The sequence below is a fragment of the Mangrovimonas futianensis genome (assembly GCF_021245805.1).
Taxonomy (GTDB): Bacteria; Bacteroidota; Bacteroidia; order Flavobacteriales; family Flavobacteriaceae; genus Mangrovimonas; species Mangrovimonas futianensis.
On sequence record NZ_JAJJNF010000006.1, the window covers coordinates 133,397 to 146,659 of the forward strand.

Sequence of the window (13,263 nt, forward strand, 5' to 3'; positions counted from 1 at the left end):
TTAACGCTACGAGTTTAATATCAGCAAAGAGAAGATCTACTGAAAATCACTGATAAGATTTTCCTTTTACCTTTTCAATCACAGGTTACAATTCAGGCATTTGTTTTTACAATTGAGTCAGCTTCCTTTTTAAAAAGGCTGCTTTTGTCTCAATTTTGAGGTATCAATCAAAAACAAAACAGGGCATCAATCAATTTAATGTTACCTTTAATATCCCAACAGAGATTATATGAAAAAGCTTCGTAAAAATACCATCCTTGTTTTCATCATCGGTAGTGTGGTATTTGGAATAGGAAACTCCCTCTCATCAAAAGGGTTTCATTTTGAGTCTACTAAAGGCCTGATGGTCAATTTCCTGTTCTATCAAGCCTATGCGTTTCTGTTGGGGTATAGTAACATGTATTACTTTGCCTTTTTGGAACGCAAACAGTGGAACAATAGCTTAAAACGCATTTTTGTTGGTATTTTCGGTTCGGTTCTTATAACCCTCTTGGGTCTATTTGTACTCAATCTTTTGACCGCAGTGTATTATGACGGTTATACGGTACGAGCTTTTTTAAGTCAAACCTCTTGGAACCAATATGCCTTTGGTGTGTGGATCACCTTGACCATCGTTATCATTTTTCATCTGGTTTATTTTTACAACCGCTACCAACAAAACAAAATCAAGGAACAAAAGGTAATTGCTGGTACGGCTAGTGCCAAGTTTGATGCACTTAAAAATCAATTGGACCCCCACTTTCTGTTCAATAGCTTAAATGTGTTGACCAGCTTGATAGAAGAAAACCCCGATGCGGCACAAAAGTTTACCACCTCACTATCTAAGGTATACCGCTATGTGTTGGAACAAAAAAATAAGGAACTGGTAGGGGTCGAAGAGGAGTTGCGGTTTGCAAAAACCTATATGTCTTTATTAAAAATGCGGTTTGAAGACAGTATTGTGTTTAGCATCCCAGACCAAGTAAGCGACCCAGAAAGTAAAGTAGTACCCCTATCGTTGCAATTGTTGCTTGAAAATGCCGTAAAACACAATATGGTAAACAACAAGCATCCGTTGCACATTAAGATTTATGAAGATAACGGGTATTTGGTGGTAGAGAACAACCTGCAACCCAAACAAATAGTAGGTAAAAGCAGTGGTGTGGGACTGAGTAACATCAAGCAGCGTTACCAGCTTTTAACAGACAAACAAGTAAACATCAATCAACAAGCAAACAGGTTTGCCGTGGCAATCCCTATGCTTACAAAACAAGTATCAATCATGGAAACAATCAATTTTGACCAAAACGGTTCTTATGAAAGAGCCAAAAAGAAAGTAGAAGAAATCAAAGGATTTTACAGCAATGTGTTTTCTTACCTCATTGTAATACCCTTTCTTATTTTTATCAATTACAGAACCTCTTGGGAGTTTAAATGGTTTTGGTTCCCTCTTTTAGGTTGGGGTATTGGTATTGCATTTCATGCCTTTGGGGTGTATGGTTTTGGAAAATCCTGGGAAGAACGTAAAATCCAAGAGATTTTGGATGAAGAAGAACGCAAACAAAGCAAATGGAGCTAATCATGGAAACTAAATTTGAAAAACAACGCCGAATTGATCGAGCTAAAAGACAGGTAAAACGCATCAAGGGTTTTTATACACATCTATTGGTGTATGTGGTAATCAATATTTTTATTTTGGTAGTCAATTTTTCTAGGACAGGGCTAGGAGAAAACACCTTTCAGTGGGAGAATTTCAGCACGTTGATATTTTGGGGAATCGCCTTATTGATACATGCAGCTTCTGTGTTTATGCCAAACATTATTTTTGGCACCGAATGGGAAGATCGCATGATCAAAAAGTATATGGACAAGGAAAAACAGGGTTGGAAATAAAACACTTACCAAAAGAATTTTAAAACACTATGATGCAAGTAATAATTATTGAAGACGAAAAACCATCGGCCAGAAGGTTGCAGCGCATGCTGGAAAAACTAGACATGCAGGTTCATACCATGTTACATTCGGTAGAGGAATCTATCGCTTGGTTTCAAAATAATACGCACCCAGATTTGATTTTCTTAGACATTCAGCTGAGTGATGGTCTGTCGTTTGAAATCTTTGAGGCATTAGATATCAAGTCTTCCATCATTTTTACAACGGCTTATGATGAATATGCTCTAAAGGCCTTTAAGCTGAACAGTATTGATTATTTGCTGAAGCCGATAGATGAAGAAGAGTTGGAAGCGGCCGTAAAAAAATACCAAACCATGGCTCCCAAACCATCTGTGACACTCAACTTTGATGATATCAAGCAGCTTTTGGTCAATCCGATAGAACGGGAGTACAAAAAGCGTTTCTCGGTAAAAATTGGTCAACATATCAAGCTGGTCAATGTCGAAGATATTGAATGCATTTACAGTGAGAACAAGGGCACTTATTTGCATACCGTAGATGGCAGGAATTATTTAATAGACCCAACCTTAGAGGAACTGGAGGTCGAATTGCCTCCCAATCAATTTTTTAGGGTGAATCGTACGTTTTATGTTCAAATCAATGCCATCAAAGACATCATAAGTTATACCAATTCCAGACTTCAAATCAAATTGCAAAGCTATCAGGAACAGGAGGTGATTGTGGCTAGGGAACAGGTTAAGAATTTTAAGGATTGGTTGCAGTGATTTTCGGTTAAATCTCATTTTAAGGGTGTTTATCAAAAAAGTTTTGCAAGTTGATTTAATAATAGTAGCTTTATTTTAAACAACTTGAAAATGAAACATATAACTACCCTGCTACTATTGCTTTTTATGTTACAATCCTTCGCCCAAGATTGGAACATGTATCCTTACGAACCTGTTGGGCAAATTGCTTTTCCTTTGGATGAAGGTCGTCATGATGGCGAGGAAGTAGAGTGGTGGTACACCTCGGGCTTTTTTGAAGGCGCTACTTCTGGCACTTCATACAGTTATATGGTAAGCTATTTCTACTATCCCGCGGCTGGCTTTGATGGATTTCGAATACTGAATATCACTAATTTGGACACTGGTACTTTTTACAAAGATGTTCTACCAGTCACTTATACAACCATGTCAACGACTTCTTTGGACATTGAAGCAGCTATTTTTTTAGGTGGTACCGAAACTTGGTCCAATACGTTGGACGGTTCCAACAATCCCATACCTTTTGAGTATGACTTGAGTACGGGAGCTAGTTTTGGTGATTTAACCCTGAATATGGATGTGACTAAAAGACCACTTTTGGTTGGGGATGATGGCTTTGTAGACCAAGGTTTGGATCGATATTCCTATTATTATTCCTTTACTGGGGTCTCTTTATCGGGATCATTGAGCTTAAACGGCACCACCGAAGCTATTACCGGAACCGGATGGTTGGATAGGCAATACGGAAATTTCAATCCTTATTCCAGTGAAGATTACGAATGGTTCAGCTTGCAATTGTCTAATGGCATGGATATCAACCTTTGGAATATTTTTACCGCAGAGAGCAGCATTCCTGATGCGCCTGAATATCGCATTCTTTCAGCGTATGTAGATGAAGATAACCAATACACAACCGCCGACCTAAGCATTGAAAGAGAAGCGTTTTTCTGTACAACCGAAGATGGCGAAGAGAAATGCTATTCCAAACAATGGCATTTAACATCCGATATCAATGATGTCGATCTAGTGATGACTGCTCAATATGAAGATTCTGAAATGCAATTGCCTTTCCGTTTTTATGAAGGGGCCACAACCATAGACGGGACTGTCAATGGGGTAGAAGTGACAGGAATCGGCTTTGCTGAACTATTACACGGTTATGAACATCCAGAGGTTGCCATAACCACACCTACAACTGTTTTTGAAACGGGTCCTCCAATAACTTGGGAGTTAAATAACCCTGATGATGGTAGACCAATTTATTATGACCTTTCATACAGTGTGGATGATCAAACTACCTTTTTACCATTGGTAGAAAACACCACGGAACTATCTTATTTATGGGAAAGCCCAAGCATTAGTGAAGATGATGTCTTATACTTTAAATTGTTTGCTTATTCGGTGGATGGTACTTTAAACAATGAAATTATTGCAGGTCCTTTTACTGTCAATTTGTTGTCAATGGATGAGGTATCTTTTTCTGAAGTTAAAACCTATCCAAACCCGATTCAGGATACTTATTATTTACAATTTCCCAATGTTGTAAATGGAACGTGGCAATTGTTTGATATCAATGGCCGAAGCGTATCAAGTGATGCCTTTCAAGAGGTTTCTATGCAACAAATTCCCGTTGCAAGTTTGTCCAAAGGCGTTTATTTCCTGAAAGTAGAAGTAGATTCTAAGACTTGGATGAAAAAACTGGTTAAACTGTAGCAGTTATTCTTCAATACGGTTGTCATCAAAAGCAGATGGCAATAATTGGGGAATGATCTTGACAATTAAAGGGAGTAGAAGGGAGCCTCCTGGTAATAAAAAGATTGCCAGACTAGGAATGGTCTTTATGATGTCCATCAATTGGTGATTGACCCTTTTTTGTTCTTCCTCTGTTAAATCTCTTACAGTTGATTTGGTAATCAATTTCATAAGGTCCTTGCTTTGGGAAACCTCTTTAAGCAAGCGCTTGCTATTCCGTTTCAATAGTAAATTGACCAATTTACTGGAGTTGGAATAAAAGGTCTGTACGATGTTTTTGGAACTGAGCAATCCTATTTTTTCCTTATGACTTTGGTAAAAGTGAGTCAAAGCACTTAAGGAGTTTTCGACCCTGTCTTGGGGTAGATTAAGTTGTATGCCTAATTGCTTTAGGATATCTTGTTCGGTTTTTTCAACCACCATATCGGTCCATGCCGCCATACAAGCCAAATCCATGATGTAATACTTTTCTAAATCCTCATTTATGAAGGTGATACCTTCCTCCAAGCTGATGGTGGGATGATTTTGAAAGCGCAAAGAACGCTCCAGCAAATCAATCAAGGTATCATCATATTTTGATTTTTTGACTTTAGAGTCCAATACTTTCAAAACGATGGATTCAATTACGGCCTCCAAATGCTGTAAATGGCTATTGGTAATTTTTCCTCGTTTCAAAAAATGTTGGTAGGCCAAGACATCAGTAAACAATAAGGCATTGGTCACAAAGTAATTAAAACTTTTCCCAATAAACTTATCCTCAATCAAAACCCTTTTGTGTAGAATATGCTCTAGAAGGGCATGGGATTTCAGTTCTCCCAAAAGCTCTGTGAAAAAGGTGGGTTTATGGGCATCTATTTCCTTGTAAAATTGGATGACAGAATCCAAAAAGGAAGTGTCTGTAATATGATTGTCCTTATAGATATAATAAAAGGAAAGTGCCAGATTGATTTTACATAACTCTTCTTCAGTATAGTCATAAAAATCAAAACTATTATTAATGACTTCAATGTTGCTGCCATATATAAAGCCACAAGTCCTTAACTCATCATAAAATTGAGCAGGGGATTTTTGAGTCCAATCTATGGATTCTTTGCCTAAAACCTTGGTGAGTTTCTTGATCCAGCCTTTACTAGAAGGGTTCATTGCTATCAACTTTATCGGGGGATAAAGATATTAGATTCTTTCAAATCCATAACATCTTTTTTGTGTTAACAAATATTTAACAAAACCGCTTTTGGAGTAATTGCGTAGGTAGAGGTGAATGCAAAAAATAATTAACAAAACCTCATGATTATGAAAAAAACAAAATGGATTTTAGGAATCGGTCTACTAGCTGTGGCTGGTTTCTTTTTAGTAGCAGCAGATCATATCGATGCGCCTGCAGTACAAGGTGGTTCAAGCGACATCACCGATTTTTATGCTTTTCAAGGTGAAAACACAAACAACATTGTTTTTGCCGTCAATGTAATGGGATTATTAAGTCCTACAGCAACCGCCGATGCTATGTTTGATGAAAATGTATTGATTGAATTCAACATAGACAATACTGGAGACAACGTAGAAGATTTGGTAATTCAGGCCATACCAAGAGATGGCAAGATGTATTTCTTTGGACCTGCTTCACCAGGAACCACCGGTTTAAGTAGCACCATTTTAACCAACAACATGTTGGGTTCGGTAGATATTTCTGCCTACGGTTCGGCTGCAATGACAAATAGTAACAACGGTGCTATGATGTTTGCTGGACCTCGTGATGATCCATTTTTTATGGATTTTGCTCAGTACAGTGAGATTATAGCAGGAAATGCTTCTGGATTTAATGATCCGGGAAGTGACACCTTTGCCGGAACCAATGTGCTGTCTGTAGTTGTGGAAGTGCCAAAATCTAGTGTTGGTGGTTCAGGAACCATAAACACATGGGTAGAAACAAAAAGAAAACAATAAAAACTTTAAATCACGAAATTATGAAACGAATAACATACATAACACTAGCAGTCTTGCTAGCAGCTTTTACTTTTAATTGTTCAAATGATGATGATAATATGATGGGTGATATGGATAATACCAACCAGCCATCAGAACCAGACTTTTCGGGGACTTACATGCAGGAAGACCAAGTGGCGAGACCTGCTGTAAATACGGTGTTTACATCTCCATCATCAAAGGATATCTTTAATATGACCATTCCTTCGGAACAAGGTGCCGCTTTTCAATCCATGTTTCAGACAAACTTAGAGGGCTTAAGTCCGGCTTATGCCAATCCTGGTGACATGAATGCCTTGGGATTGGATTCAGCCACTTTTACGGGATTATTGGCCACTGATGTCTTAAATGTTAGTCTAGATGGTACCACCACTTTTTATGATGGTACCAATGTCTTAACGGGTAGAGCACTGGCTGATGATGTAATAACAGTAGAATTGCTTTTGATTTTTGGAGGTGAGGATTTTTCAGAAAATCCAACCCTTTCAAATGATCATGTAGATGCAAACGACAAACCTTTTTTGACCTCATTTCCATACCTGGCTTCGCCATGGTAGTTTAAACATATCAGGGTATAACAGCCCGTTATATCCTGATATTTTTACCAATGAACCATCCTACAAACCAAACAAAACTGAAATACCATGAAAACAAAACATACATTTTTATTACTTCTGGTTTGCCTTGTATTCAGTTGTAATACAGACACCAGAAAGAAGAGAACAAGGAATGTGACAAACGCGCATGATTATCGTGGATTTTTTGAGTTGAAAGAGAATGAGGCGCTGCAAAAGGCAAAAAGCGAATATGCTTTTTGGGAAAAAAAGCTAGAAAAAGAACCGAGTCAATATCCGTACCTTGCTAAAATAGCAGCGTCTCAATCTCAATTATTCACGATTACAGGAGATATCAAGTATCTCAAAGAGGCTGAATCAAATCTTACAGCCTTAAATGAAAAATCTCATTACACCAATTCGGGTAGTTTAAGGTCTTTAGCCCATAACTATATTTCGCAACACCGCTTTAAAGAAGCGTTAGCACTTTTAAAAAAGGCAGAGACTCAGGGAGAGCGATTGAAATCGACCCAAAAGATGCTTTTTGACGTGCATTTGGAACTTGGAAATACCGCCGAAGCCAAACACTATTTGGAAACTATTAAAAACTTAAGCGACTTTGATTATTTAATTCGCTTATCAAAATGGAGCGATCATCAGGGTAATTTGGAGGCTGCCATTAAGTATATGGAAAAAGCACAAATTATTGCAGAACGTTCCAATGTTAAGAGCCTTAAGGAATGGTCGTATACCAATATAGCAGACTTTTATGGACACCACGGTGATATTGAGAAATCTTACAACCATTACATAAAGGCATTACAATTAAACCCAAATAACGCCTATGCCAAAAAGGGGATTGCTTGGATTGTCTATTCGCATGAAAGAAATCCAGAAGAGGCTTTAAAAATTTTAATTAGTGTAAGTAAAGAACATAACGCTCCAGATTATCTGCTTCTTAAAGCAGAAATAGCATCGTATATGGGAAAAAATAAAGAAAAAGAAACCTATTTGGAAACTTATGTGGCGGCTGTAAAAAGGCCAGAATATGGCGATATGTATAATGCTTACAACGTTTTATTATACACCGATGAATTCAATCAAGCACAGAACGCTATGGTTTATGCTCAAAAAGAAGTAGCCAATAGGCCTACGGCTTTATCATATGATTTGCTAGCATGGGCTAATTTAAGTGAAGGAAATAAATTAAAGGCTTTAGAAATAGCTCAGTCTCATGTTGTTGGAAAAACTTTTGAGCCAACAGCGCAATATCATTTGGCGGAAATTTTTAAGGCCAATGGCTTAGAGAATGAAGCACAAAAAATCAAAACAGAATTACTTGAAAGTACCTATGAACTTGGTCCTTTAATGGAACAAGAAATTAAGAAAATTTAAACATTTGACACTATTAGCATTTAGTATTTTCGCCAAAAATTATCCCCTATGATTAAATCATTACTCACTTTCTGTTTATTGTTTATTATTAGTTCCTTAGCCCAAGGGCAAACCATGCAAGGGCATGTGTTGGATGAAAATAATAAACCTCTAGATGGTGCTTATCTATATAATGAAAATTCAAAAAAGCATGCGCATTCCAACGAAAGTGGCAGTTTTATTTTGGAAGGCAATCAGGTAAACGACTCGATAACTATAGGGTTGTTAGGATTTGAAAAAAAGATACGTATAGTATCTCAAGAAGATTTGAATAACATGGTAACAATTCATTTGGTAAGTAAAGCATTTTTACTGGACGAGTTGGTATTGACCAATGTGGTCAATGCATTGCATACCGTAGCAAAATTAGATTTAGAAACCAATCCTGTTAATTCATCTCAAGATATTTTGAGGAAGGTTCCAGGGCTTATCATCGGACAACATGCAGGAGGAGGAAAGGCAGAACAAATCTTTCTACGCGGTTTTGATGTTGACCATGGTACCGATGTGAGTATCTCGGTAGACGGTATGCCCGTAAATATGGTTTCTCATGCCCACGGTCAAGGGTATAGCGATTTGCATTTTCTTATCCCAGAAACAATCAACAGCATTGAATTTGGCAAAGGTCCTTACTATGCCGAGAAAGGAGATTTTGCTACCGCAGCTTACGTCGATTTTAATACAAAAGAACGGTTGGATGATAGCGAAGTTCTTTTTAGCTACGGACAATTTAACTCCTTGCGCACTGTGGGATTGTTTAATTTAATGGATAAGAGTAGTTCTCAAAATGCCTATGCTGCTATCGAATACATAGAAACGGATGGTCCCTTTGAATCGCCTCAAAATTTTAACCGATTAAACCTTTTCGGGAAGTATACAGCGTTGTTAAAAGACCATGATAAGATTTCATTAAATGTTTCCCATTTTACCAGTCGTTGGGATGCTTCTGGACAAATCCCGCAACGGGCGGTTGATAGTGGTTTAATTTCAAGATTTGGTGCCATAGATGATACTGAAGGAGGAAATACCTCTAGAAGTAATATCAATGTGTCCTACATGAAATTTATGGATGATCATACGAGTGTAAAAGCCAATGCATTTTATTCGCACTATAATTTTGAGCTGTATTCTAACTTCACTTTCTTTCTGGAAGACCCTGTTAATGGTGATCAAATAAAGCAATATGAGGATCGAGATATTCTAGGTTTTAATGCCGAAATTAAAAAACGTAAACAGCTTGGGGACATTGATATGAATATCTCCTCTGGGGCAGGTTTGAGGCATGATATCATTAATAATATAGAGTTGTCACATACATTGAATAGAATTGAAACTTTGGAATACTTGCAATTGGGTGATGTGAATCAGACCAATCTGTTTACGTATGTCAACACCGAATTTCTATTTGGTGCCTTAAAAGTAGCCCCAGCCTTACGATTGGATTATTTCAAATTTATGTATAACGATCAATTGGCAGATTCATATGCAACCCAAAGTAATTCCAAAACCGCTTTGTCTCCCAAATTGAATGTGTTTTTTACGCAGAATGAGAATTTACAATGGTATTTGAAAAGTGGTATAGGATTGCACTCCAATGATGCTAGAGTTGTGCTACAGGAAAGAAAAGATATTCTTCCAAGAGCCTATGGTGTAGATCTGGGAACTACATGGAAGCCAATCCCGAAAATGTTAATGAATGTCGCTGTTTGGACCTTATTTTCAGAACAAGAGTTTGTTTATGTAGGCGATGCTGGTATCGTGGAACCAAGTGGTAAATCTGAAAGATATGGGGTAGATCTTGGGGTTCGTTATCAATTTACCAATTGGTTGTATGTAGATACCGATGCTACCTATACCCACGCAATAGCATCAGAGGAACCTAGTGGAATGGATTACATTCCTCTAGCACCAGACTTTACTTGGACGGGTGGTCTGGCTGTGGTTGATTTGAAAGGGTTTAGTGGTGGAATTAGATATCGTTACGTTGATGATAGACCAGCCAATGAAGATAACTCAATCGTGGCCGAAGGTTATTTTGTGACCGATTTTAATGTAGCCTATGAATATAAAAACATGGGAATAGGGATTACTATTGAGAATTTGTTTGATGTAGATTGGAACGAAACCCAGTTTGCCACAGAATCGAGGTTGTTTAATGAACCAGAACCAGTTGAAGAAATACATTTTACACCTGGGACTCCCTTTTACATTAGAGGAAATCTCACTTATAAATTTTAGAGTAAACTAACCTCTGTCCAAAGTTATTGGGGGATTTGTTTGGTAGAGTTTTTGTTGGTTTGGAAGCGTCATTTCACATGGTTGGAGGGCGCTTCTTTTTTATGGCTTCTCGTGAAGATTGGAGGTTCTTATGTCAACAGGTACCAGTTCAGGTAAAATGCTAACTGGTGCATTTAAGAAAAAATAGGCGGTAGCAGACACATCATCACTTCTATAAAAGTTGGTCCAACCTTTCAATATATTGGGATGGGTAAGGTCAACCGGCTGTGGCATTTCAAGGAGTTTGTGGAAGCTTTTATTGCTTACGCTTATGGGTTTCATGGGCACCCCGTTCTTAATCATTTCCCGAACTTTTTCTGCTGGAGCTCCACCAATTTGTTGAATGGTCACTTCCATATCTTCATAAAAAAACACAGGATCAGGAATGTGATATCTGTAGAAAGCATATTCCCCTTTTTTAGCGTCAGCTATAGGTGAGCCTTGGTATTGATGACTAAAAGGCCCTTGGCCATAGGCTGTTCCGATGTAGTCTTCAGTGCCCGATCCAACCAAACTAGGATATTCCTTATCTCCATCTAAGTAAATTTTAACCTCTCCCTCTCCAAACCAAGTATCTTCATAGACGGGGTCTGTAAATACACCAATATTAGTTCCTAAAAATCTCCCAGAGCCTTTGATTTTGGGAAGCACTTTAAAATCCTCAGCCAATTTGGTATGAAGGTCTCGGCTCCAATAAGTATGAAAATAAAGCACATTTTCTTGATGCTCTTCCATAAGCACATCCACATCAAAAAAAATAGCCTCTAGATCTTTTTGAGATTCGTTGGTAACTGTAATTTTTGCCTCAGTTTTAAATGGCATGGGAATAATACAGTTAAAAGATCGTCCTTCTGGGTCACTAAAAAGGGCACTTTCAAAAGGAACACGTTGGCCCAAACCAACTCCGAAGAAATCCCCTATGGGAACCGATACGGCTGGCTTGTCACTGCCGTCCCAAAACATTTCAATTTTAAGGGAACGCAGCATCTCAGGACTTCTATCACTAAATGTTAACCAAATACGCTTAATAGTGCCGCTGCCTTCAAGATTTACCAAATTAACAGACGTGCCAGCTTTGATGTTATCAAATGCATGTCCCTTGGCTCCTTTATTTTCTATACCACCTTGCCCTTTATCTCCTGATATGTTTTCAAAACTCACCCATTTGGTATGCTTATTTTTAGGAAGTTGATATAACTCTTGGGAGAATAGGGTAGGGCTCCCACTTATAATAAATAAAAGGACTAAAAGCGATAGTTTATGAATTAAAGACATAGTTTTATGAATTTGTTTCCACGGCACCCAAAGTATATAATTGATCCATAGTTGGAGACTCACTACCTCCAGCTGGTTCTAAGGTAATTCCAAAAGCTTCAGAATCATAAATATTCTCTAGGGTGAAAATTTTATTCTCATTTTCGGTAAAATCATCAATAGTTCCCAAACTTGTAGGCGTTAATGGGCTAAGGGTCAAAGACCAAATTTGATATACATTACCGCTAGGAGGTGTTGGAAGTCCTTGCAAATCAAAATAAATCTTATCATGATCTTTATCCCAATAGGCCTTTGCATAAGCCTCCGGATAAACAGCTTGTCCTGTTAAAGGAATAGAAATGACATTTTTATCTCTTATAATCGATAAGATTTGTTTGGTTTCTACCAATTTTTGATCTGTTTTTTCTAATTCAACCTCTATCAATTCCTTCTCTGTTTCTACAGTTTGAATATCAGATTCCAATTGCTGCTTTTGATTGAACAACCAAATAAGTCCGGCAAACAATAAAATGGAAGCTGCCCAACCGGTATACGCCATCCAGCCGGTATTGGGTCTTCTTATTGGAACAACTTGATTTGCTAAGCCTAATTTTTCCTTTACTGAGGCAAATAGATATTTAGGGTCAGAAGGAGATGCCATTGCCGTTAAAGAAATAATGGATGCTTCAATTTTTAAAACCTCTGAAAGGACCTCGGGAGATTTTAAAAGCATGTTATACACTTCCTCATTTTCTTGGTCTGAGAGCGCACCGGCTACATAAAGCTCTAATATTCCAGATTCTATAAATTCCTTTTCGTTCATGAGTTCACATTGAGCATGTTTCTAAGCTCATTAATACAATTTCTGTTTCTTGTTTTAACGGTGCCTATGGGCATATTTAATTCTTCCGAAGCTTCTTTTTGAGTAAAACCTTTGAAGTATAATAACTCAATAATTTCAATACATTTATTCGCTAATTTCTTTACAAAGTTTTGAATGCCTAAGGCATCCATTCGACTGTTCAAGTTTTCTTGATTCTCTAAAATATCTACGAAAAACTGGGCATTGAGGTTTTTCTTAGAATTTTTAAACGTTTTGGAGCGGGTTTTATCTATTGCTGTATTTCTCGCTATATTAAGAATCCATGTAAAAAAGCGCCCTTTCTTAGCAGAGTACGTATGGGAATGATTCCAAGCCTTAATAAATACATCTTGAGTTAGTTCTTGAGCAGTATCGTGATCTCTTACAATATTGAAAATAACACCATGCATACTTTCGGCATACATGTTATATAAAGTTTCAAAGGCTTTTTCATCTTTCTTTTGAAAACTTTTGACCAAATGGGTTATGTCCATATTGTGGGATTTGTAGG

At 37.6% G+C, this 13,263-nt stretch carries 12 protein-coding genes; 8 read left to right on the forward strand and 4 right to left on the reverse strand.

The genetic code is table 11. The annotated features are described in order from the left end of the window. Positions 1-229 precede the first annotated feature (229 nt). The 4 genes from LOK78_RS11495 to LOK78_RS11510 all read left to right on the forward strand — a co-directional run bounded on the left by LOK78_RS11495 (position 230) and on the right by LOK78_RS11510 (position 4,349). Positions 230-1,558 (forward strand): 2TM domain-containing protein, encoded by a 1,329-nt coding sequence (locus LOK78_RS11495; protein WP_232634998.1) that lies wholly within the window; start codon positions 230-232, stop codon positions 1,556-1,558. 2 nt (positions 1,559-1,560) lie between these two features. After that, positions 1,561-1,872 carry a 2TM domain-containing protein gene (locus LOK78_RS11500; protein WP_053972122.1) on the forward strand — a complete coding sequence of 104 codons (312 nt, stop codon included), beginning with the start codon at positions 1,561-1,563 and terminating at the stop codon, positions 1,870-1,872. A gap of 32 nt (positions 1,873-1,904) precedes the next feature. Beyond that, entirely contained in the window at positions 1,905-2,657 is a 753-nt protein-coding gene (locus LOK78_RS11505; protein ID WP_232635099.1) for a LytR/AlgR family response regulator transcription factor, read from the forward strand. Positions 2,658-2,747: 90 nt separating this feature from the next. Then, a complete protein-coding gene (locus tag LOK78_RS11510; protein ID WP_232634999.1) occupies positions 2,748-4,349 on the forward strand; it encodes a lipocalin-like domain-containing protein in 1,602 nt (533 codons plus the stop codon). Between the two features lie 3 nt (positions 4,350-4,352). Here LOK78_RS11510 and LOK78_RS11515 read toward each other — a convergent pair whose 3' ends face one another. Then, complete coding sequence (locus LOK78_RS11515) at positions 4,353-5,531, reverse strand: LETM1-related biofilm-associated protein (RefSeq protein WP_232635000.1); 1,179 nt, start codon at positions 5,529-5,531, stop codon at positions 4,353-4,355. Between the two features lie 150 nt (positions 5,532-5,681). Here LOK78_RS11515 and LOK78_RS16685 point away from each other — a divergent pair, with 150 nt between their 5' ends. The 4 genes from LOK78_RS16685 to LOK78_RS11535 all read left to right on the forward strand — a co-directional run bounded on the left by LOK78_RS16685 (position 5,682) and on the right by LOK78_RS11535 (position 10,597). Continuing rightward, on the forward strand, positions 5,682-6,332 hold the full coding sequence (locus LOK78_RS16685) for a DUF4331 family protein (RefSeq protein ID WP_255673745.1): 651 nt from the start codon (positions 5,682-5,684) through the stop codon (positions 6,330-6,332). A gap of 20 nt (positions 6,333-6,352) precedes the next feature. Continuing rightward, on the forward strand, positions 6,353-6,928 hold the full coding sequence (locus tag LOK78_RS11525; protein ID WP_255673746.1) for a DUF4331 family protein: 576 nt from the start codon (positions 6,353-6,355) through the stop codon (positions 6,926-6,928). 87 nt (positions 6,929-7,015) lie between these two features. Further along, positions 7,016-8,320: a tetratricopeptide repeat protein gene (locus LOK78_RS11530; protein WP_232635001.1), complete on the forward strand. Its 1,305-nt coding sequence runs from the start codon at positions 7,016-7,018 to the stop codon at positions 8,318-8,320. 48 nt (positions 8,321-8,368) lie between these two features. After that, complete coding sequence (locus LOK78_RS11535; RefSeq protein WP_232635002.1) at positions 8,369-10,597, forward strand: TonB-dependent receptor; 2,229 nt, start codon at positions 8,369-8,371, stop codon at positions 10,595-10,597. Between the two features lie 99 nt (positions 10,598-10,696). Here LOK78_RS11535 and LOK78_RS11540 read toward each other — a convergent pair whose 3' ends face one another. Genes LOK78_RS11540 through LOK78_RS11550 form a run of 3 tightly spaced genes read right to left on the reverse strand, consistent with a single transcriptional unit; the run spans position 10,697 to position 13,246 of the window. Beyond that, a complete protein-coding gene (locus LOK78_RS11540) occupies positions 10,697-11,911 on the reverse strand; it encodes a glycoside hydrolase family 172 protein (RefSeq protein ID WP_232635003.1) in 1,215 nt (404 codons plus the stop codon). Positions 11,912-11,915: 4 nt separating this feature from the next. Continuing rightward, on the reverse strand, positions 11,916-12,713 hold the full coding sequence (locus LOK78_RS11545) for an anti-sigma factor (protein ID WP_232635004.1): 798 nt from the start codon (positions 12,711-12,713) through the stop codon (positions 11,916-11,918). Next, complete coding sequence (locus LOK78_RS11550) at positions 12,710-13,246, reverse strand: RNA polymerase sigma factor (protein WP_232635005.1); 537 nt, start codon at positions 13,244-13,246, stop codon at positions 12,710-12,712. The genes LOK78_RS11545 and LOK78_RS11550 overlap by 4 nt, the downstream gene beginning before the upstream one ends. Between the last annotated feature and the right edge of the window lie 17 nt (positions 13,247-13,263).